Origin of the sequence: Nisaea sp., assembly GCF_965216895.1 — a bacterium.
Lineage (GTDB): Bacteria > Pseudomonadota > Alphaproteobacteria > Thalassobaculales > Thalassobaculaceae > Nisaea.
Genome location: NZ_OZ244205.1, coordinates 2507501 through 2527446, shown reverse-complemented (window position 1 = coordinate 2527446; position 19946 = coordinate 2507501). Strand labels below are relative to the sequence as shown.

19 protein-coding genes are annotated in these 19946 nt (G+C 65.2%); 13 read left to right on the top strand and 6 right to left on the bottom strand.

Translation table 11 applies throughout. The features are described 5' to 3' along the window. Position 1 precedes the first annotated feature (1 nt). Positions 2 to 919: a metal ABC transporter substrate-binding protein gene (locus tag ACOOE1_RS12160; RefSeq protein ID WP_420402460.1), complete on the bottom strand. Its 918-nt coding sequence runs from the start codon at positions 917 to 919 to the stop codon at positions 2 to 4. A gap of 168 nt (positions 920 to 1087) precedes the next feature. On the opposite strand from ACOOE1_RS12160, the gene mntR reads away from it, so the two are divergent. Then, complete coding sequence (gene mntR, locus ACOOE1_RS12155) at positions 1088 to 1591, top strand: manganese-binding transcriptional regulator MntR (protein WP_420402459.1); 504 nt, start codon at positions 1088 to 1090, stop codon at positions 1589 to 1591. A 79-nt stretch (positions 1592 to 1670) separates the two neighbouring features. Next, positions 1671 to 2777: a histidinol-phosphate transaminase gene (hisC, locus tag ACOOE1_RS12150; protein ID WP_420402458.1), complete on the top strand. Its 1107-nt coding sequence runs from the start codon at positions 1671 to 1673 to the stop codon at positions 2775 to 2777. A gap of 15 nt (positions 2778 to 2792) precedes the next feature. Here hisC and ACOOE1_RS12145 read toward each other — a convergent pair whose 3' ends face one another. Further along, positions 2793 to 3536: a DUF1045 domain-containing protein gene (locus ACOOE1_RS12145; protein WP_420402457.1), complete on the bottom strand. Its 744-nt coding sequence runs from the start codon at positions 3534 to 3536 to the stop codon at positions 2793 to 2795. A gap of 91 nt (positions 3537 to 3627) precedes the next feature. Between ACOOE1_RS12145 and ACOOE1_RS12140 the strand changes: the two genes are divergently transcribed. Both ACOOE1_RS12140 and ACOOE1_RS12135 read left to right on the top strand, forming a co-directional pair. Beyond that, positions 3628 to 4782 carry an alpha-D-ribose 1-methylphosphonate 5-triphosphate diphosphatase gene (locus tag ACOOE1_RS12140; RefSeq protein WP_420402456.1) on the top strand — a complete coding sequence of 385 codons (1155 nt, stop codon included), beginning with the start codon at positions 3628 to 3630 and terminating at the stop codon, positions 4780 to 4782. 135 nt (positions 4783 to 4917) lie between these two features. After that, positions 4918 to 5385 (top strand): PAS domain-containing protein, encoded by a 468-nt coding sequence (locus ACOOE1_RS12135; protein WP_420402455.1) that lies wholly within the window; start codon positions 4918 to 4920, stop codon positions 5383 to 5385. A gap of 3 nt (positions 5386 to 5388) precedes the next feature. Here the strand turns inward: ACOOE1_RS12135 and ACOOE1_RS12130 are convergent, their stop codons facing one another. From ACOOE1_RS12130 to ACOOE1_RS12120, 3 genes are all read right to left on the bottom strand, one after another. After that, positions 5389 to 5634 (bottom strand): DUF2312 domain-containing protein, encoded by a 246-nt coding sequence (locus ACOOE1_RS12130; protein ID WP_420402454.1) that lies wholly within the window; start codon positions 5632 to 5634, stop codon positions 5389 to 5391. A gap of 80 nt (positions 5635 to 5714) precedes the next feature. Beyond that, the gene (locus ACOOE1_RS12125) at positions 5715 to 6038 is read right to left on the bottom strand and encodes a DUF1244 domain-containing protein (protein WP_420402453.1); all 324 of its coding nucleotides are present in this window, start codon (positions 6036 to 6038) and stop codon (positions 5715 to 5717) included. Between the two features lie 40 nt (positions 6039 to 6078). After that, on the bottom strand, positions 6079 to 6852 hold the full coding sequence (locus ACOOE1_RS12120) for an N-formylglutamate amidohydrolase (protein ID WP_420402452.1): 774 nt from the start codon (positions 6850 to 6852) through the stop codon (positions 6079 to 6081). 130 nt (positions 6853 to 6982) lie between these two features. Between ACOOE1_RS12120 and ACOOE1_RS12115 the strand changes: the two genes are divergently transcribed. From ACOOE1_RS12115 to pyrF, 3 genes are all read left to right on the top strand, one after another. Further along, complete coding sequence (locus ACOOE1_RS12115; RefSeq protein ID WP_420402451.1) at positions 6983 to 8284, top strand: glycerate kinase type-2 family protein; 1302 nt, start codon at positions 6983 to 6985, stop codon at positions 8282 to 8284. Between the two features lie 60 nt (positions 8285 to 8344). Beyond that, entirely contained in the window at positions 8345 to 9760 is a 1416-nt protein-coding gene (pyk, locus tag ACOOE1_RS12110) for a pyruvate kinase (RefSeq protein ID WP_420402450.1), read from the top strand. A 97-nt stretch (positions 9761 to 9857) separates the two neighbouring features. Next, the gene (gene pyrF, locus ACOOE1_RS12105; protein ID WP_420402449.1) at positions 9858 to 10766 is read left to right on the top strand and encodes an orotidine-5'-phosphate decarboxylase; all 909 of its coding nucleotides are present in this window, start codon (positions 9858 to 9860) and stop codon (positions 10764 to 10766) included. On the opposite strand, the gene ACOOE1_RS12100 is transcribed toward pyrF, so the two are convergent. Further along, entirely contained in the window at positions 10763 to 11497 is a 735-nt protein-coding gene (locus ACOOE1_RS12100) for an SDR family NAD(P)-dependent oxidoreductase (RefSeq protein ID WP_420402448.1), read from the bottom strand. The two genes, pyrF and ACOOE1_RS12100, sit on opposite strands and share 4 nt — an antisense overlap. Before the next feature lie 109 nt (positions 11498 to 11606). Here ACOOE1_RS12100 and ACOOE1_RS12095 point away from each other — a divergent pair, with 109 nt between their 5' ends. The 6 genes from ACOOE1_RS12095 to ACOOE1_RS12070 all read left to right on the top strand — a co-directional run bounded on the left by ACOOE1_RS12095 (position 11607) and on the right by ACOOE1_RS12070 (position 19784). Then, positions 11607 to 13322 (top strand): FAD-dependent oxidoreductase, encoded by a 1716-nt coding sequence (locus ACOOE1_RS12095; RefSeq protein ID WP_420402447.1) that lies wholly within the window; start codon positions 11607 to 11609, stop codon positions 13320 to 13322. 180 nt (positions 13323 to 13502) lie between these two features. After that, positions 13503 to 15527 (top strand): elongation factor G, encoded by a 2025-nt coding sequence (locus ACOOE1_RS12090; protein ID WP_420402446.1) that lies wholly within the window; start codon positions 13503 to 13505, stop codon positions 15525 to 15527. 97 nt (positions 15528 to 15624) lie between these two features. Further along, positions 15625 to 17256 carry an acyl-CoA synthetase gene (locus ACOOE1_RS12085; RefSeq protein ID WP_420402445.1) on the top strand — a complete coding sequence of 544 codons (1632 nt, stop codon included), beginning with the start codon at positions 15625 to 15627 and terminating at the stop codon, positions 17254 to 17256. Between the two features lie 2 nt (positions 17257 to 17258). Further along, on the top strand, positions 17259 to 17798 hold the full coding sequence (locus ACOOE1_RS12080) for a GNAT family N-acetyltransferase (RefSeq protein ID WP_420402444.1): 540 nt from the start codon (positions 17259 to 17261) through the stop codon (positions 17796 to 17798). Positions 17799 to 18036: 238 nt separating this feature from the next. After that, positions 18037 to 18633, top strand: a complete 597-nt coding sequence (locus tag ACOOE1_RS12075; RefSeq protein WP_420402443.1) for a 2-hydroxychromene-2-carboxylate isomerase — start codon at positions 18037 to 18039, stop codon at positions 18631 to 18633. A 134-nt stretch (positions 18634 to 18767) separates the two neighbouring features. Next, on the top strand, positions 18768 to 19784 hold the full coding sequence (locus ACOOE1_RS12070) for an Ldh family oxidoreductase (RefSeq protein WP_420402442.1): 1017 nt from the start codon (positions 18768 to 18770) through the stop codon (positions 19782 to 19784). Positions 19785 to 19946 lie beyond the last annotated feature (162 nt).

Below are 19946 nucleotides of genomic sequence, written 5' to 3'. Positions count from 1 at the left end.
CTCAGTTTGTCGCGGGTGCGAGACCGTCGGCGACGGTGCGCGACGTGACGGTCAGTAGGTCGAGATAGGTTGGGACAGGCCCGTCCGCGGCGCTGAGCGAGTCGACATATAGCTCACCGCCGTATTTGGCTCCGGTTTCACGCGCGACCTGCCTGGCCGGCGCGGTATTGACCGTGCTCTCGCAGAACACGACCGGGATCCCGTTGTCGCGCACCCCGTCGATCACTTTGCGGACCTGTTGCGGCGTGCCGACCTGATCGGCATTCATCGGCCAGAGGTAGAGTTCCTTCAGGCCGAAATCGCGCGCGAGGTAGCTGAACGCGCCCTCGCAGGTGACCAGCCAGCGCGCCGCCTCCGGGATCTCGGCGATGCGACGGCGGAGCGGCTCGATGGTGCTGCGGAGCTTCTCCTTGTAGGTGGAGGCGTTCGCTGCATACACGCTCGCGTTCGCCGGGTCGTGCTTGGCAAAGGCGGCGGCAATGTTGTCGATATAGATCAGAGCGTTGTCCAGCCCCATCCAGGCGTGCGGATTGGGCTTGCCTTCATAGGAGCCGGACCCGATCGCAATCGGCGTAATTCCGTCGGTCAGTGTGACCGCGGGAACGGCGCCGAGATGGGAGAGAAATTGTTCGAACCAGAGTTCGAGATTGAGCCCGTTCCAGAGTATGAGATCGGCATCGCTCGCCCGGACGATGTCCTGCGGAGTCGGCTGGTAGCCGTGGATCTCCGCGCCCGGTTTGGTGATGGAGATTACCTCGGCCGACTCTCCCGCGACGTTCGCCGCGATGTCGGCGAGTACGGTAAAGGTCGTCACGACCTTCATCTTTTCCGCGGCAAGCGCGTGGTGCGCCGCCGCCATGCCGAATGTCAGAATTGCAGCGAGCACGAACCGTTGTGCCGTCCGCTTTGCATCTCTCATTTCCGGGTCGCTCCCCTTAAGGTAACCGGGCCAATTCGGATGCCCGGTCAATGGACCGTGCTACGATGACGATACATGCCAGATATGGATTATTATGTTAGGGCGTCAATAGAAATTTAGCTTATGCTAATATTCTGTTCGACAAAGAAACAGGCGAAGGACCGGGATTTGACACGCGGCCGCAGCACGAAACTGGTGGACGACCGGGATATGCCGGTCATTGACCTTGGCGATTCCAGCAAGCGCGCGGCCCTGTTCGAGCGCATCCGGCGCGATCATAGTGTCGAGATTGCGGAAGATTACGTTGAGCTCATCGCCGACCTGATCGAGACCAATGGCGAGGCGCGGCTGGTCGATCTTGCGGATCTGCTCGGAGTGAGCCGGCCGACGGTAAACAATACCATTCAGCGGCTGCAGAAGGAGGGACTTGTCGAGAGCAAGCCCTATCGCTCGATCTTCCTGACCGACAAGGGCCGTGCGGTCGCCGAACATGCGCGCCAGCGGCACCATCTCGTCCTCGAGTTTCTGCATCTGATCGGCGTGCCGGCGGATGTCGCGGAAGCGGATGCCGAGGGACTGGAGCATCATCTGTCCGAGCAGACTCTCGATTGCCTGGCAAAGGCGACGGAGCTGCTGAAAAAAGCTGCCGCAAAGGACTCGGACCATTCCTGATTTGCGCCTGTACGGGCTGCGAGATTGACCCTACGATCACCCGGTTTCTCCAACGCCCTTCTTCTCCAGGTACAGTCCGATGGCCGAAATCTCCGCTGAGCCCACGATTCCAAAACCCGCGCTGCGTGCGCTTCCCGACCCCGGACGGCCGCCGATCGAGGCGGATGTCGGCAAAGGCCAGATCCGGCGGATGAACCTGAACGAATCGCCGATCGGACCTTCACCGAAAGCGATTGCCGCGATGCAGGAAGCCTGCACGGGGGTGAACCGCTATCCGGACCCGCAATGGCGCGCCTTGACCTCGGCGATCTCGGAGGCGACGGGTATTCCGCAGCATCGCATCGTCATGGGCAACGGCAGCGACGAGGCGATCGTTTCCGCTGGCCGCCTTGCGGTCTCGCCGGGGGACGAGGTGGTCGTGCCGATGCCGTCTTTCCCGAGCTACAACAATGCCGCCGCGCTGAACGGCGGAACGATCGTGACGGTGCCGGTGAAAGCCGACGGCAGCAACGACGTGGATGCGATGCTCGCGGCCTGCACACCGAAAACCCGCATCGTCTTCGCGGCCTCGCCAAACAATCCGACCGGCGCCATCCTGACTTCGGCAGAGGTCGCGCGGCTGGCGGACGGCGTCCCGGATACGGCCTTGCTGGTGCTCGACGAGGCCTATTACGAGTTCGGCATCCATGCCGGCGGAGAGGACCATCTGAAGGTCATGGCGGCCCGCAAGGGGCCCTGGGCGGTCTTCCGGACCTTCTCGAAGGCCTACGGGCTTGCCGGGATCCGGGTCGGCTACATCCTTTCCGGCTCGGACGAGATCGCGAAAGCCTTCCAGAAGGTCCGCAGCGTCTTCAATGTGAACGCGGTCGCCCAGGCGGGCGCGCTCGCAGCCTGGCAGGACACGGCGCATCGCGAAATGCTGCTGGAGAAAACCCGGATCGAGCGGGAACGCCTCGTCGCCGGCCTGGCCGAGCTCGGCGCCGAACCCTTTCCGACCGTGGCGAACTTCGTCACCGCGAAGACGGACCGTCCTGCTGCCGACGTCGTCTCGGCGCTGCTCGAGCGCGGCGTCATGATCGGGCGGCTGATGTATCCGGGCTACGAAAACTATATCCGCGTGACCGTCGGCAGCCCCGAGGATACCGACGCCTTTCTTGCCGCTATGAAGGATGTCCTGGCGGGATAGCGCGGCCGGCGACGGTCAGCCGCCAAACGGGAAATGCGCGAGGCGCTGGAACGGCGACGTCCGGTTTTCCTGGCGGAACACCGAGATGGCATCGATCCTGACCGGTGTCGCGATCGCTTCGGCGCCGTGCTTCAGGATCTCGTGCAGCAGCGCCTCGCGCTCGCCATCGTCCCCGATCCGCTTCGACAGGGTCATGTGGAAGCGGAACTCGTTCATCACGTAGGGATAGCCCCAGCGCTGCAGCATCAGTTCCTGCTGGCTCGAGAGACCGGCCGCCCGGCGCTTTTCCAGCTCCGCGTCATCCGGGAGCGCGCGCAGGGGATCGAAATCGCGGACGCAATCGGCGGCGAGTTCGCGCATCGCGGCCTTGCTTTCCTTCTGCATGAGGGCAAGAAACCCGGAGAGGTTCCGGGCGACGAGGTTGATCTCGAAAGCCGCACGATCCGCCGAAAAACGGACCGCTTCGTCCATCAGGTCTTCGGCCGTCAGGCCGGCCTTCAGGCGAAACGGCGGCTTCAATGTCGCATGGAAACCGTAGTTGCGGGCGGTCGCGGTCAAGGCCTTCTGGGTCTCCGCGTCGAAGCCATCGAGCGCGGGCTGCTCCAGAACCTCGCCGCTGATCGCGTCACGGCCGAGCCAGGCCGAGCCGAAACGGTGCAGTAGCGTGTTCGCGTCTGGCGCGAAATAGATCGCGTAGCGCGGGCTGTCGGGATCTGCGGCGGGGGCGTGAGCCGGGAAATTCGGCGTGCTTCTGGTCATTGCAAGAGGGACTCCGAAAGGTTCATCTCACTGTCAGGCCGACCGTGTATATTCGCCCTTATGACATGGCTAACCGGATCGGAGAAGTACGTTGGGGGCGTTGATTCAGGGGGGCCGCGTGCTTGTCCCGGGAGAGGGGCTGGTCGAGACCGGCGTGCGGATCGAAGAGGACCGGATTGCGGCCGTCGGCGTGGATGCGGCGCCGCGCGACCGTATCGTGGATGCTTCCGGGCTCCTCGTGCTTCCGGGAATCGTCGACCTGCACGGTGACGCCTTCGAGCGCCAGCTCATGCCGCGTCCCGGCGTCCATTTCCCGACCGAGGTCGCCTTCGCCGATACCGACCGCCAGCTGATCTCGAACGGAATCACCACCGCCTATCACGCCGTCACCTACTCCTGGGAGCCGGGCCTGCGGGGGCGGGACACGGTGATCGAGATCATCGACGGTCTCGACGAGGTCCGGCCGCGCCTGCTCGCCGACTCGCGCTTTCATCTGCGCTACGAGCTCTACAATCTCGACGTTGCCGACGAGGTGGCGGACTGGATGCGGAACGGCCGGGTCGACCTGCTGGCCTTCAACGAGCATATGGCGCCGATCCTCCGCAAGGTGGAAAGGAGCGAGCCGCTCGGCACCTATACGGGCAGGACCGGTCTCTCGGAACCGGACTTCCTTGCACTCGTGCGCGGGCTCGCGGCGCGCGGCGACGAGGTGCAGCCGACCGTGAGCCGGCTGGCCGAGATCGCACTTGCCAACGGCATTCCGATGGCCTCGCATGACGACCGGACTCCGGACGAGCGCCGGCATTTTCACGCGCTCGGGTGCGGTATTGCCGAGTTTCCCTTGACCCTCGACGCCGCTGAGGAAAGCCGGAAGCTCGGCAATACAGCGATCTTTGGAGCGCCGAACGTGCTGCGCGGGGGCAGTCACATGAAAGATGGCGGCATCCGGGCGGCGGACGAGGTCCGGGCCGGACGCTGTTCGGCGCTGGTCTCCGACTACTATTACCCGTCCTTGCCCCAGGCGCCTTTCATCCTGGCGGCCTCTGGCGAGGCCTTCTTCGCCGATGCCTGGGACCTGATCGCACGCAATCCGGCCCGGGCCGCCGGGCTCGGCGACCGCGGCGAAATCGCCGCCGGTCAGCGTGCGGACATTTTGTTTGTCGCGCCGCCGATCGGGGGAGGACGCGCAGAGGTCCGTGCGACGTTCTGCCGAGGTCGTCCGGTTCTGGTCTCCGACTGGATTTGAACCGATCAGAGGCTGGGAGCGGCGGCGGCTCTTGCAATGACTGGCGGAAATTCGCCGTCGTAATGCGCGGCATGCTAACGTAGGCTCAGGCAGGCGGAACGAAATGAGGGCAGAATTCACGTGAGCCTAGAGGACATGACTCAGGGGAGCGCCGTGATCGGGGAAGGAACGGTCCTCGCGAGCGAGCGCGCAAAGCGGATTCTGGCACAATGGAACGACCTCAGGGCCGATCGGATCGCACCGCGGCGGAGCGAAGTCGATCCGCTGGATTTGTTCGACTTCCTTCCGACCCTGGCGATGATCAAGATCTCGGAGGGCGGCGACGGGTTCCAGTTCAGCCTGATCGGAACGGGACTGGCGAAAATATACGGTCTGGTAACGCGTCAGTTTGTGTCGCGCGCCGCCTTTCCGCAGCCGACCAAGGAAGCCCTTCAGCAGGCATTGCAGCTTTGCGTGACGGAACGTTCTCCGGTCCACGGGGTATGGCCCCAGGTGAAAGCGATGAACGATGTCAAAGTGGATATCGAGGTTGTGTTCCTGCCAATCTCGGAGGACGGCATCGAGGTGAGCCGGATCCTCGGATATCACGCGATCACGCTCTGAGATCTATTCGAGACCGATCGCGCGCTTGTAAAGCTCGAGCAGGTGTTCCTGTTCCTGCAGATCGTCCTTGTCCAGTTTCCGGAGCTTGAGGACCTGACGCATGATCTTCACATCGAAGCCGTTGCCCTTGGCTTCGTCGAAGACATCCTTGATATCCGCAGCGAGCGCGGCTTTCTCTTCTTCGAGCCGCTCGATCCGTTCGATATAGGAACGCAGCTGGTCCGCAGCGATACCGCCGACATCGGTCATTGAAGATCCCCGTATCTGGAAGGAAAAAACGAGCGGACAATAGTCAGGCGGTCCGCTCCCATCAAGCGCTGCCTGAAGCCTCAGTGACTCTGTTTCGCCATTTCCGCGTCGAAGGCCGTCTTTTGCTCGGCGGAGGCTTCTTTCTGGTACTTCGCCTTCCAGTCGCTGTAGGGCTCGCCATAGACGATTTCCCGTGCCGAGTCGTAGTCGAGCTCGAGGTTCCGCGATTCGGCTTCCGCCAGGTACCATTTCGAGAGGCAGTTGCGGCAGAAGCCTGCAAGGTTCATCAGGTCGATATTCTGCACGTCCTTGCGCTCGTCGAGATGGGCGAGCAGCCTGCGGAATGCCGCCGCCTCGAGCTCGGTGCGGGTCTGCTGGTCGAATTTGTCTGCCGGATTGCTCATTGCGTTCGCTCCCTCGCGCCTGGCGCGTTTGCTGTCTGTTTCAGAGAGTAATGGACGCCAGCGCGATTTCCAGAGCGTTCCCGAATTTCTCCGCCCATTCCCGCGCACCGGCCTCTTCGGCGATCAGGTCCTGGCGGAACTCGACCGCGACATGCGGGAGGCCTCGCGCTTCCGGATGGGCATTCAGCGAGAAGCCGCCAACCCCTCTGCCGGAATAGGGTTCGTTGTCGCCGACCGAGAGCGAAGCGTCCTCGCGCAGCACGTCGATCAGGGGGCGGGCGAGCCGTTCGTCTTCGTTCCAGAGGATGCCGATTTCCCAGGGACGCCAGGTGCCGCCGTCGCGGAGTTGCGGCGTGAAGCTGTGCAAGCCGATGACGACGGGTATACGCCCGTCGGCCTCCATCGCCCCGATCCGCCGGCGGATCGCTTCGTGATAGGGCTCGAAGATCTCCTGCCGCCGGGCCTCGCGCTGTTCGTCGGTCAGCGACCGGTTGCCCGGAACCTCCGTGCCGTCCGCGATCTCCGGCATCGAACCGGGGGAACCGGGCACCCGGTTGCAGTCGATCACCAGCCGCGAGAAACATGAATGCACCATCGGTGCGCCGAAGCGGTCGGAAAGATGGTCGCCGGCCCATTCAATGCCGATGTCGTAGCCGATATGCCGGCCGAGCTCCTCATCGGGAAGCCCAAGCCCGTCGAGTGTCTGCGGCACCGTATTCCGGTGATGGTCGGAAATGAAGAGGAGACGGGAGGCGCCGTCGGGGTTGCGCTCGCCGAAAGGCGCGGGGTCCCGGTCGGTCAGGATCGTGGTCATGTCTGTCCAGAGAGAGGCTGTGTTCGGGGCGATCTATCGCCTTTTTGCACATCGCTGGCAAGCGCCTCCGGGCCGCTTGTCCGGGGCAAGGGCTCGGACTAGACTCGGCCCGCTTTTCCGGAGGATTGAAATGAGTTCCGAGACCGAGATCCTCAAATCTCTGTTCGAGGCCGCGGTCGCCGCCGCCGACCCCCAGCGCTGTCTGCCGCCTTTCCTCGACCGTGTGTTCGCGACTCCGGTCGCCGGCCGCGTCGTCGTGCTGGGCGCGGGCAAGGCGAGCGGCGCCATGGCAAAGGCGGTCGAGGACTATATGTCGGCGAAGCAGCCGGATCGTGCCTATTCCGGTCTCGTGGTCACCCGCTACGAGCATGCTCTGCCCTGCCGCCATATCGAGATCGTCGAGGCGGCCCATCCGGTGCCGGACGAGAGCGGCCGTGCGGCTGCAATGCGGATCCTGGAAATGGCCGAGGGCCTCGGTCCGGACGACCTGGCGCTTTGCCTGATTTCGGGCGGAGGCTCGGCCCTGCTGACGGCGCCTGCGGCGGGCCTGGACTTCGAGGAGAAGCAGGCGCTGAACGGCGCGTTGCTGAAATCCGGCGCGACAATCCACGAGATGAACTGCGTGCGGAAGCATCTCTCCGCTATCAAGGGAGGCAGGCTCGCTGCCGCAGCGGCACCGGCGCGACTGGTGACGCTCGCGATCTCGGATGTTCCGGGCGACGATCTCGACGTCATCGCTTCCGGTCCGACGGTGCCGGACCCGACGACACTCGCCGACGCTGTCGCCATCATCGAGAAGTACGGGATCGAGGTTCCGGCAAAGGTCCGGGCATTGCTCGACGACCCGGAGAACGAGACACCTAAGGCGGGTGACCCGGCCTTCGAGCGTACCGAGACCCATCTCGTGGCCGCACCGCAGCGCTCGCTCGAGGCCGCGGCCGAAGTGGCGCTGGCTGCCGGTGTGACGCCGCTTGTTCTCGGCGACGCGATCGAGGGGGAGAGCCGGGAGGTCGCGAAAATGCATGCCGCCATCGCCGCGCAGGTGGCACGACATGGTCAGCCGCTCGGGGCGCCGGCGGTTCTGCTCTCGGGAGGCGAAACGACAGTGACGGTGCGCGGCTCCGGCCGTGGCGGACGGAATGCGGAATTCCTGCTCTCGCTCCTTGTCACGCTGCAGGAACGGATGACGGATTGCCGTGAGCGCATCTCGGCGATCGCGTGCGATACCGACGGAATCGACGGGACGGAGGACAATGCGGGCTGCGTGATGACCGGTGAAATCCACGCGCGACTCGCTGGCGGCCTAGACGATCCGAAGCCCTATCTTGCGAACAATGACGGCTACAGTTTTTTCGACAAGGCGAGCGGCCTGGTTAAGACCGGGCCGACTCTCACCAATGTGAATGATTTCCGAGCCATTCTGATCCGGTAATTGTCACCTGTCCCTCAATGACGGTTTGAATTGTCACCTAGCTCGCGCTTAACTGGCGTCATGAGAAGATACAGAAACACGAAAATCGTCGCGACGCTCGGACCGGCAAGTTCGACTGCGGAGCGCATCGAGGAGCTGTTCAGGGCCGGGGTCGATGTCTTCCGCCTGAACTTCAGCCACGGCTCTCACCGCGATCATGCCGAGCGGTTGAGGGTCATCCGGGAACTGGAAAAGAAGACGGGCCGCTCGATTGCCGTGATGGCCGATTTGCAGGGGCCGAAGCTCCGCATCGGCAGCTTCAAGGACGGCAAGATCGAATTGAAAGCGGGGGCGAAATTCCGGCTCGATCTGGAACGCACGCCGGGCGACCAGAAACGGGTTTGCCTGCCGCACACGGAAATCTTCGAGGCGATCGCGAAAGGCACCGAGCTGCTGCTCGACGACGGCAAGATCCGGCTCATGGTTACCAAATGCGGCAAGGGTTTCGCCGAGACCAAGGTCGTGACCGGCGGGCCGCTGTCCAACAACAAGGGCGTCAACGTGCCGAACGTGATGCTCGGCCTTTCGGCGCTCAGCGCGAAGGACAAGTCGGATCTATCCTTCGCGCTCAGCATCGGGGTCGACTGGGTCGCGCTCTCCTTTGTCCAGCGCCCGGAAGACGTCGCAGAGGGGCGCAAGCTGATCGGCGACAAGGCCTCGATCATCGTGAAGCTGGAAAAGCCGGCGGCGATCGACCGGCTGGAGGAAATCTGCGAGTTGAGCGACGGCGTCATGGTCGCGCGCGGCGATCTCGGCGTGGAAATGCCCCCCGAGAAGGTACCGATGCTGCAGAAACGGATCATCAAGCTCTGCCGCTCTCTCGGCAAGCCAGTGGTGGTGGCGACGCAGATGCTCGATTCGATGGTCAGCAGTCCGGCGCCGACCCGGGCCGAGGCCTCGGACGTGGCGACGGCAGTCTACGACTCGGCCGACGCGGTGATGCTGTCCGCCGAGTCGGCGGCCGGCGACTACCCGGTGGAGGCGGTCGAGATGATGAACCGCATCATCCGCGAGGTCGAGGGCGACTCGATCTACCAGCAGATCATCAATGCCAGCCACGACGATCCGGAGCCGACGGTCTCGGATGCGATTACACTGGCGGCCCGTCAGGTTGCCGAGACGGTCAGCGCCTCCTGCATCGTGACCTATACGACTTCGGGATCGACCACGGTCCGTGCCTCGCGGGAGCGACCGGCGGTGCCGATCCTCTGCGTCACCGCGAACGAGCGGACGGCGCGGCGGCTTGCCATGGCCTGGGGCGTACACGCGGTCCATGTCGAGCAGGAGCAGCGCTTCTCCGCCGTGGTGAAGCGGGCGGTTGAGGTGGCGAAGTCTGAAGAGTTCGGCGCGCCGGGCGAGAAGATTGTCATCACCGCGGGTGTTCCGATGGGCACGCCCGGGTCGACCAACGTGCTCCGGGTCGAGCGGATTCCCTGAGCCGGACACCCCCGTTCTCGCCCCTGGAATGGCGGCGCACGGGGTGGACAGGGCGGAGGGCTTCGCCTTATAAGCTGGAAACTTCTCGGAGATTTCCATGCAGCATTTCGGCGATGCCCTGATCGGACGCGTGCGCGCGCTCGGCAACCCGCTTTGTCTCGGTCTCGACCCCTATCTCGACAAGATTCCGCCGCTGTTCCGGGACGGCGACATGTCCCCCGGAAATCCTCTGACGGCGCCGGCGGTCGAGGCGTTCCTGAAAACGGTGCTGGACCGGGCCGCGGGGCGGGTGGCGGTGGTCAAGCCGCAGATCGCCTTTTTCGAGCGCATGGGCTGGCGCGGAATGCGCATGCTGGACGAGGTCTCGGCCCATGCCCGCAAGCGGGGCATGCTGGTGTTGCTGGATGCGAAGCGCGGCGATATCGGCAGCACGGCGGACGCCTATGCCGGCGCCTATCTCGCCGCCGACGCGCCGATGCCGTGCGACGCGATCACGCTCAATCCCTATCTCGGCCGGGACACGCTGCAGCCCTTCTTCACGACCGCAAAGGCCAACGGGCGCGGCCTCTTCATCCTGGTGAAGACCAGCAATCCCGGCTCCGGCGACTATCAGGACCTGATAGTCGGCAATCGCAGCCTTGCGGAGACCGTGGCCGACAGCCTGAAGCAGATGTCCGGCGAGATGGAGGGCGTGGAGACCGGATGGTCCTCGTTCGGCATCGTGGTCGGCGCGACCTATCCGGGCGAGGCGGAACGGATCCGCGAGATCCTGCCGCGCACGCTCTTCCTCGTGCCGGGCTACGGGGCCCAGGGCGGCAGCGCAGCCGACGCGCTCAACGGCTTCGTCAAGGGGCCGAACGGGCTCGAGGGCGGGATCGTCAATTCCTCGCGCGGCATCCTTTACCCGGCGGGTGGCGACACGGACAGCGCCGCCGTCTGGGAAAAGGCGGTGGACGAAGCGATCGGCAAGGCGGTCACGGAGCTCGGCGAGGCGGTTTCGGCCTAGACCGCCAGATAGCCCCCGTCGACCACCAGCGTCGTGCCAGTCACGTAGCTCGACATGTTTGAGGCGAGGAACAGCGCCGGGCCGACCAGCTCCTCCGGCTCGCCGAAGCGGCCGAGCGGAATCCGGGTCAGGAACTGCCTGTAGCGTTCCGGGTCCTCGCGGGTCGGCAGGGTGATGTCCGTCTTCATCGGACCCGGCGCGATCGCGTTCACCCGCACGCCATCCGGCGCCAATTCCTGTGCGAGGCTTTGCGTCAACATCTTCACCGCCGCCTTCGAGGTCGAGTAGGCGATCGAGGTTGCGGTCGAGACGTAGGCGGCGACAGAGGCCATGTTGATCACCGCCCCCTTTGTCTCACGTAGCTGGGAGACCAGGGCGAGCGTCATGTTCAGCGTGCCGTCGAGATTGACGTCCATCGCCATACGCCAGGTTTCCGCGACGTCCGGGCTGTCGATCCGGTTGCGCGGACAGATCCCGGCATTGTTGACGAGCACGCTGATTGGTCCGTGCTCCTCGGCGATCTTTGCCGCCGCCCGGTCCGCCGCTTCGCGGTCCGAGACATCGAGGCGAAGTGCGATCCCGGTGCCGATGAGAATGGCGGTCCGCTCGGCTGCCGCCGCGTCGATATCGGCGCAGATCACCTGCGCGCCCTTGTCGGCAAAACCCTGAGCCATGGCCGCGCCCAGTCCCTGTCCCGCGCCGGTCACCAGCACAAGCTTGCCCTCGAACATTCCGTTTCCTCCGGTTTCGGTCTCTCTTTCATGACAATTACGGCGATAGACCGCTGCGCGGAAGCCGTTAGAGTCGAGAGAAAAAAGCGAACGGATGGAGGAAATGGGAATGGCGGAAGATTTGCGCCCGACGGAAAGCTACGATGTTCTGGTGGTCGGCTCGGGCGCCGGCGGACTTGCCGGCGCGGTCTCGGCGGCGCATCGCGGGCTCTCTGTTCTGGTGGTGGAGAAGGAGCCGGTCTTCGGCGGCACCTCCGCCCGTTCCGGCGGCTGGATGTGGGTCCCGATGAACGCCCCGGGCAAGCGCGCCGGGATCGAGGACAGTCGGGAGGCGGCGGAAACCTACCTTAGACACGAGGCCGGTGATTTCTACGATGCGCCCCGCGTCGAGGCCTTTCTTGAGGCAGGTCCGAAGGCCGTCGAGTTCTACGAGAACGAGACCAGCCTGCAGTTCGATCTTGGCCCGACCTTCGCCGATTATCATCCGGACGCTCCGGGCGGCGTGGATGCAGGTCGGTCGATCGTCGCGCGTCCGTTCGACGGACGCGAGCTCGGCCCGGAGATCAAGCGGCTCCGGAAGCCGCTGAAGGAGATCACCTTTTTCGGCCTGATGATCGGCACGGGCAAGGAGCTGCTGCATTTCTTCAATGTCACGCGCTCTCCGGTTTCTGCCTATTTCGTCGCGATCCTGTTTTTCAAGTTCCTGCGGGACATGCTCCTTCACGGCCGCTCGATGCGGCTGATGAACGGCAACGCGCTGGTCGCGCGCCTCGCCAAATCCTGCTTCGACAAGGGCGTCGAGATCCGCACCAGCGCACCGGTCCGCGAACTGCTGAGGGACGAAGCGGGACGGGTGGTCGGCGCCGAGATCGACACGCCGAAAGGCCGCACGCGCATCGTCGCGCGCAAGGGCGTGGTCCTCGCCGCCGGAGGGTTCCCTCACGATCCGGTACGGCGCAAGAAGCTCTTCCCGCATGCGCCGTCCGGCCACGAGCACCTGAGCCCGGCGCCTCCCGGCAATACCGGCGACGGGCTCCGTCTCGGCGAGAGCATCGGCGCGGCCGTGCAGGAGGACCTGCCGCACGCGGCGGCATGGGTACCGATCTCTCGGCCCGTCTGGTCCGACGGCACGCGCGGTACTTTTCCGCATTTCGTCGACCGCTCCAAACCGGGCGTCATCGCGGTCACCCGCTCCGGACGGCGCTTCGTCAACGAGTCTGACTCCTATCATGATTTCTGCCAGGCGATGTTCGCGCGCTGTACCGAGGAGGGCGGTGAGATCTGCGCCTACTTCATCGTTGATCACCATGTACTGCGCAAATACGGACTTGGATACGTGAAGCCATTTCCGGTGCCCTACAAGCAGCACATCAAGAGCGGCTACCTGCATACCGGCGGGACGCTGGAGGAACTGGCGGCCGAAATCGGCGCAGACCCGGCGCAACTGCGTGCGACGGTCGAAGCCTATAACGGTCCGGCGGCGCGCGGCGAGGACCCGGAATTCGGCCGCGGCAGCACCGCCTACAACCGCTCGCTCGGCGACCCGGAGCACAAGCCCAATCCCTGCGTCGCCCCGATCGGCGACGGGCCCTATTACGCCGTCCGTCTGGAGATCGGCGATCTCGGAACCTTCGCCGGTCTCCGGACCGATGCGAACGCAAGGGTGCTGGACGGGGAGGGGCAGCCGATTCCCGGTCTCTATGCCGCCGGGAACGATGCCGCCAGCATCATGGGCGGGAATTATCCGGGCGGCGGCATCACGCTCGGGCCCGCCGTGACCTTCGGCTATATCGCCGCGCGGCACATGTCCGGAGCCAATTCCTGATGCTGCGAATCGGCGAATCTCCTTGCCTCCCGCCCTGACTCGTGCGGGAATGATCTTGGCGTGCGCGCTCGCGCCGCTCCCTGGTGCCAGCGCGTTGTGCCGGCTTGAAACCGCCTCATCCAAGAGGAGGACCGGACTGCCCTATCTCGGGCCGGAACCGGCAATCACAGGGAGGATTTCATGGCAGGCAGGAATGGAGACACCGCCCGTTGCGCGGTGCTTGTGGGTCCCTATCTGAGCGGCAAGACCTCATTGTTCGAGGCGCTGCTCCTGGCGACGGGGGCCCTGCACAAGAAAGGCACGGTCAAGGACGGCAATACCGTCGGCGACAGCGCGGAGGAAGCCAGGAAACGCCAGGCCAGTACAGAGCTAAATGTCGGGCACGGCACCTATCTCGACGAGAAATGGACCTTCATCGACACGCCGGGCAATCTCGAGTTCAGTCAGGACATGCGCAATGCCTGCATGGTCGCCGATATCGCCATCGTCGTGGCCGAGCCCGAGGTGGCAAAGGCCCCGGCGCTGACCCATTACCTGAAATTTCTCGACGCGCACGACATCCCGCACGTGATCTTTATCAACAAGATCGAGGACTCGCACGACCAGGTGCGCGACATGGTGCTTGCGCTTCAGGACATCTCCGACCGGCCTCTGGCGCTGCGCCAGGTGCCGATCCGCGATGGTGAGGCGATCACCGGTTTCGTCGATCTCGTGAGCGAGCGCGCCTACCAGTACCAGGCCGGCAAGCCGTCCAAGCTGGTGAAACTTCCCGACTCGGTCCTGGACCGCGAAAAACAGGCACGCAACGAGATGCTGGAAACGCTCTCCGATTTCGATGACGGACTGCTCGAGAAACTGCTCGAAGAGGTCGAACCGGCGGCGCCGGAGGTCTACGCGCAACTGACCGAAACCCTGCAGCACGATCTCGTCGTTCCCATTCTGCTTGGCGGCGCGGAGAAGGACCACGGCATCCAGCGTCTGCTGAAGACCCTGCGCCACGAAGCGCCGGGCGTTGACAGCACGGCAGAGCGGCTCGGTATTCCGCAGACCGGCGGACCGGTCGCGCAGATCTTCAAGACCGTCCATGCCTCCCATGTGGGCAAGCTGTCCTATGTGCGGGTCTGGTGCGGCACGGTGAAGGACGGCGACGAGCTCAACGGCCAGCGCGTCAGCGGGATCAACCACCTGCTCGGCGCCAAGATGGACAAGGTCTCCTCCGTCTCGGCCGGCGACGTCGCGGCCTTCGGGCGGATGGACGAGGTGGCGACCGGCGATCTTCTGACACCGGACGGCAAAGGCCGCGCGAACTGGCCGGACGCGCTTTCACCGGTCTATGGACTCGCCATTGAACCAACCAGCCGGGGCGACGAGGTGAAGCTGTCCGGTGCCCTCTCGAAACTCGGCGAGGAGGATCCGTCCTTCCGTGTAGAGCAGAATGCCGATCTCGGCGAACTGGTGGTCAAGGGCCAGGGCGATACCCATCTGAAGGTGATGCTGGAGCGGCTGGAGGGGCGGTACAAGCTCGAGGTCGAGAGCCGCGCGCCGGGCGTGCCTTACAAGGAATCGATCCGCAAAGGGGCCGACCAGCATGCGCGGCACAAGAAGCAGACCGGCGGACACGGTCAGTTCGGTGACGTGAAGATCAAGATCGCCCCGCTCTCGCGCGGAGAGGGCTTCAGCTTCAAGAGCAGCATCGTCGGCGGCGCAGTGCCGAAACAGTATGTCCCGGCCGTGGAGGAGGGGGTGAAAGACTACATGCGCCAGGGGCCGCTCGGTTTCGAGGTCGTCGATGTGGCGGTCGAGCTCTATGACGGCTCGTTCCATGCTGTCGACAGTTCCGACATGGCCTTCAAGACCGCGGCGCGTATGGCGATGAACGAGGGCCTTGCGAAATGCCAGCCGGTGCTGCTGGAGCCGATCCAGAGAGTGGTGATCTCCGTGCCCAACGATTCGACGGCCCGGGTGCAGCGCATCGTCACCGGGCGGCGCGGACAGATCCTCGGCTTCCAGGCGAAAGAAAACTGGAACGGCTGGGACGAGATCGAGGCCTATCTGCCGGAGAGCGAGACCCGGGACCTGATCATCGAGATCCGCTCCCAGACCGGCGGTATCGGTTTCTATAACGGCGAGTTCGACCACCTGGCCGAACTTACCGGGCGGATCGCCGACCAGGTGGTCGAGGGCCGTAGCGCCGCCGCGGACTGATCGCGCTCAGATCAGACGGAGGTCCGGCCGGTTTCTGCTGGCCGGGCGCGCCGTTCCATGGTTTTTTTTCCGGACCGTTTTCCTGGGGCCTTCCGACATGCTTCCGACCGGCAGCACCTACGAGGAGATCCGCCGGAAGTTCCGCTGGCAGATCCCCGAGCATTACAATATCGGCCGCGACATCGCCGACCGGCAGGATCCGTCGGCGCTGGCGCTGATTTACCGCACCGAAGACGGAACGGTCGATCGGTTCAGCTTCGGCGATATCGCCCTTGCGTCGAATCGGCTCGCCAACCTGCTGACGGCAAGCGGACTTGGCCGCGGAGATCGGGTGGCGATCCTGCTGCCGCAACGTCCCGAGACGGCGGTCGCTCATGCCGCGATCTACAAGGCGGGCATGATCGCGATCCCGCTCTTCACCCTCTTCGCCGAAGAGGCGCTGGTCTACCGGCTCCAGAATTCCGGCGCGGCGGCGGTCGTTGCCGACGAGGCCGGGCTCGCGAAGATCCGCAGTTTCCGGGATCGACTGCCCGAGCTGCGTCAGGTCTTCGTGACCGATGCGACGAAGAGCGGTGACGGCTTCATTGCCCTCGATCCCGCGCTGGAGCGGGCGTCGGACACATTCGAGATCGCCGACACCAGGGCCGAGGACCCGGCGCTCATCATCTATACCTCGGGCACGACGGGGCCGCCCAAGGGGGCGCTCCATGCGCACCGCGTGCTGCTTGGCCATCTGCCCGGCGTTGAGTATCCGAACAGTTTCTTCCCGAAGCCCGGCGATCTGTTCTGGACGCCGGCAGACTGGGCCTGGATCGGCGGGCTGATCGACGTCCTGTTGCCGAGCTGGCACCACGGTGTGCCGGTGCTGGCTTACCGGGCGCGCAAGTTCGACCCGGAGGAAGCCTTCTGGCTGATGCAGGAGCACGGGGTACGCAACGCCTTTCTGCCGCCGACGGCTCTCAAGCTTATGCGCCAGGTCGAAGACCCGAGAACGCGCTTCACCTACGACCTGCGCTCGGTTGCCTCGGGCGGCGAGACGCTGGGCGCGGAACTGCTCGACTGGGGCCGGGAGACCTTCGGCCTCACCATCAACGAATTCTACGGCCAGACGGAATGCAATCTCGTCGTCGGCAACTGCGCCGGGACGATGGAGGTGCGCCCCGGCTCGATGGGCCGCGCCATTCCGGGACACGAGGTCGCGGTGGTCGACGACGCGGGCGTCCCGCAGCCGGACGGCAGCCAGGGCAATATCGCTGTCGCCAGGGGCGATCCGGTAATGTTCCTCGAATACTGGAACAATCCGGAGGCGACGGAGAAGAAGTTCGCCGGCGACTGGCTGCTGACCGGCGACCAGGGGATCCGCGATATAGACGGCTATTTCTGGTATGTCGGGCGCGACGACGACGTCATCACCTCGGCCGGCTACCGGATCGGCCCGGGCGAGATCGAGGATTGCCTCGTCGGCCATCCCGCCGTCGCCATGGCCGCGGTGATCGGCGTTCCGGATCCGCTCCGCACCCAGGCGGTGAAGGCTTTCATCGTGCTGAAGGACGGCATCGCCGGCTCCGACGATCTGGCGAAAGAGATCCAGGAGCATGTGAAGACCCGGCTCGCCGCGCACGAGTATCCGCGCCAGGTCGCCTTTGTTGCGGAACTGCCGATGACCACGACCGGCAAGATCGTGCGCAAGGATCTGCGCGCGCTGCACGCCGCCGAGAGCGGGACCTGACGATGATCGAGAGCGCGCGTCTGCTCCTCCGCCGCTGGCGCCCGGAGGACCGGGCGCCCTTTGCGGCGCTGAATGCCTCGGCAAAGGTGACGGAATTCCTGCCGAAGCAGCTGACGCGCGCGGAGTCGGACGATTTGCTCGACCGGGTCGAGGCGCATTTCGAGAAACGCGGCTTCGGCCTCTTTGCGGTCGAACGCAAGGACACAGGCGCCTGCATCGGCTGGACCGGCCTGTCCGTGCCGCGCTTCGAGGCGCCCTTCATGCCGGCTGTCGAGATCGGCTGGCGACTGGCCGAAGAGCATTGGGGCCATGGCTATGCGACCGAGGCGGCGAGGCGCGTGCTCGAATTCGGGTTCGGCGTACTCGATCTCGAAGAGATCGTCTCCTTTACCGTTCCCGCCAACCTCCGTTCGCAGGCGGTCATGGAGCGGCTCGGCATGCGCCGGGATGCGGACGGCGATTTCGAGCACCCGTTGCTCGAACCCGGCCATCCCCTGCGCCCCCACGTGCTCTACCGGCTCCGCCGGGAGGATTTCTCATGAGCGTGCCCTTCGACGCGCCGGTGCGGGACGAGGCGGCCGGCGGGAGATCGCGCTGTTCGAGAATGGCGGCCGCACCGCTCTCGACCTGGTGACCGCGCGGGCGATCCTTGCGCTGAGGGAAAGCGGGACTTGATCCGGCACGCAAAGTGTTCCTTGATTCGGGCGCGCCGTTCGCAGCGGGCGGCGTTCAATCGGTGAACCGCGCAGGTTCTGGCGCGGGCAGGAGAGGTAACTGACCATGGCCGTGAGCATCGACTATTTCATGACGACCTCCAGCCCCTGGAGCTACCTGGGGGCCCGCCGCTTCATGGAGATAACCCGCAAGGTCGGGGCCGAGGTGAATGTCTATGCCGTCGATTTCGGCGCGATCTTCGCCCAGTCCGGTGGCCTGCCGCTGCCGAAGCGGGCGCCGCAGCGCCGGGCCTATCGGCTCGTCGAACTGGCGCGCTGGAAGAAGCGTCTCGACCTGCCGATGGTGATCGAGCCGGAGAATTTCCCGGCCAGGACGCCGCTCTCCGTCCATCTCGTCACCGCGACTCGGCTTGCCGGCGGCGATGCGTTGCGGCTCTCCACTTTGATTCTCGAAGCGCTCTGGGAGCAGGATCGCTCGATCGACGATCCGGAGGTGCTCGGCGACTGCTGTCGCAAGGCCGGACTTGACGCGGCATCCCTGCTGAAGGCCGCGGAGAGCCCGGAAACCAAGGCCGCGTTCGATGAGGATACCGAGCACGCCATGCGTAGCGGTGTCTTCGGGGCACCGTCCTACATCATCGAGGAGGAGCTCTTCTGGGGCCAGGATCGCCTCGATTTTGTCGCCGAGAAGCTCGGCGCCTGACATTTGCGCGGGCCAGGCCGCGCGGGGCCCCTGTTCCGTTTCGCCGACGGCATGATCCGTCGGGGACTTTGACGAAAGCGGATTTTCCGTCCGGGCGATCCGTGCTTAGCTCTCCGCCGAAGAGAGGGGATGCGATGCACACTGTTTCCATGAGCCTGCAGGAGGCGCACGAGCTGGCCGCGGCATGTCTTCTGCGCCACGGCGCCGACGGGGAAAATGCCCGTGCGGTGGCGGACATCGTCACCGCGGCGGAACGCGATCTCTGCCACTCCCACGGCCTGTTCCGGATTCCGGGCTATGTCGCCTCGCTGAAAAGCGGCAAGGCGAACGGATGTGCGCAGCCGGTGGTGAGCGAGCTTGCGGCCGGCGTGCTCCGGGTCGACGGTGACGGCGGTTTCGCGCCGCTCGCGCTCGAGGCCGGCCGCGTGCCGCTGGTGGAGCGCGCCCGCGCGAACGGCGTCGCCGCGCTGGCCCTCAACAATATCTATCATTTCGCCGCGCTCTGGCCGGAGACGGAAGCGCTGGCCGAGCAGGGTCTGGCCGCCTTCGCCTTCACCGCCGCCTTTCCATATGTCGTGGCCCCCGGGGGACGCAGGCCGATCTTCGGGACCAATCCGATGGCATTCGCCTGGCCCCGGCCGGGCCGGCATCCGATGGTCTTCGACCAGGCCTCCTCGACCATGGCCCGCGGCGAGATCATGCTGGCCGCCCGGGATGGTCATTCCGTGCCGCTCGGTGCCGGCATCGACGGCGACGGCAAGGACACGACCGACCCCAAGGCGATTCTCGAGGGCGGCGCCCAGCTCGCCTTCGGCGGCTACAAGGGGGCCGCGCTCGCCATGATGGTCGAGCTGCTGGCCGGGGCACTGATCGGCGACAAGCTGAGTTTCGAGGCCGAGGCGGCGGACAATGGCGACGGTGGCCCGCCGGTCGGCGGCGAGTTGATCATCGCGCTCGATCCGGCCCGTTTCGGGGATCCGGCGGGTTTCGCCGCTCATGCCGATCTGCTGTTCGACCGCATGCTCGCCGACGAGGGGGTGAGGCTTCCGGGAGACCGCCGGCGCAGGGCCCGGGAGACCACGGCGCGCGAGGGGATCCGGGTGCCGGAAAGTCTGTCGCGGACGCTGGTGGGGCTGGCGGCCGGCCCGTAGGGCCGCGGGCGCGGACAGGGACCGGCAAAAAAAAGACCGGGCCGCGTCGGAACGCGCCCGGTACCAGGTTGAACAGGGCGGAGGCTTGGACTTGCCCTGAAAGGCATCTGGAGATGTCATCATAGCGTATGCGTCGCCGCTTACAATCTCTTTCTGAGGGAC

Excerpts from the sequence above, each read along its gene's own strand:
- ACOOE1_RS12100 (WP_420402448.1), bottom strand. The coding sequence starts at position 11,497 with ATGTTCGAGGGCAAGCTTGTGCTGGTGACCGGCGCGGGACAGGGACTG.
- ACOOE1_RS12120 (WP_420402452.1), bottom strand. The coding sequence starts at position 6,852 with ATGACCACGATCCTGACCGACCGGGACCCCGCGCCTTTCGGCGAGCGC.
- ACOOE1_RS12075 (WP_420402443.1), top strand. The coding sequence starts at position 18,037 with ATGGCCGTGAGCATCGACTATTTCATGACGACCTCCAGCCCCTGGAGC.
- ACOOE1_RS12130 (WP_420402454.1), bottom strand. The coding sequence starts at position 5,634 with ATGACCGATGTCGGCGGTATCGCTGCGGACCAGCTGCGTTCCTATATC.
- ACOOE1_RS12135 (WP_420402455.1), top strand. The coding sequence starts at position 4,918 with ATGACTCAGGGGAGCGCCGTGATCGGGGAAGGAACGGTCCTCGCGAGC.
- ACOOE1_RS12145 (WP_420402457.1), bottom strand. The coding sequence starts at position 3,536 with ATGACCAGAAGCACGCCGAATTTCCCGGCTCACGCCCCCGCCGCAGAT.
- ACOOE1_RS12090 (WP_420402446.1), top strand. The coding sequence starts at position 13,503 with ATGGCAGGCAGGAATGGAGACACCGCCCGTTGCGCGGTGCTTGTGGGT.
- ACOOE1_RS12070 (WP_420402442.1), top strand. The coding sequence starts at position 18,768 with ATGCACACTGTTTCCATGAGCCTGCAGGAGGCGCACGAGCTGGCCGCG.
- ACOOE1_RS12160 (WP_420402460.1), bottom strand. The coding sequence starts at position 919 with ATGAGAGATGCAAAGCGGACGGCACAACGGTTCGTGCTCGCTGCAATT.
- pyrF (WP_420402449.1), top strand. The coding sequence starts at position 9,858 with ATGCAGCATTTCGGCGATGCCCTGATCGGACGCGTGCGCGCGCTCGGC.
- hisC (WP_420402458.1), top strand. The coding sequence starts at position 1,671 with ATGGCCGAAATCTCCGCTGAGCCCACGATTCCAAAACCCGCGCTGCGT.
- ACOOE1_RS12095 (WP_420402447.1), top strand. The coding sequence starts at position 11,607 with ATGGCGGAAGATTTGCGCCCGACGGAAAGCTACGATGTTCTGGTGGTC.
- ACOOE1_RS12080 (WP_420402444.1), top strand. The coding sequence starts at position 17,259 with ATGATCGAGAGCGCGCGTCTGCTCCTCCGCCGCTGGCGCCCGGAGGAC.
- ACOOE1_RS12085 (WP_420402445.1), top strand. The coding sequence starts at position 15,625 with ATGCTTCCGACCGGCAGCACCTACGAGGAGATCCGCCGGAAGTTCCGC.
- ACOOE1_RS12115 (WP_420402451.1), top strand. The coding sequence starts at position 6,983 with ATGAGTTCCGAGACCGAGATCCTCAAATCTCTGTTCGAGGCCGCGGTC.
- ACOOE1_RS12125 (WP_420402453.1), bottom strand. The coding sequence starts at position 6,038 with ATGAGCAATCCGGCAGACAAATTCGACCAGCAGACCCGCACCGAGCTC.
- pyk (WP_420402450.1), top strand. The coding sequence starts at position 8,345 with ATGAGAAGATACAGAAACACGAAAATCGTCGCGACGCTCGGACCGGCA.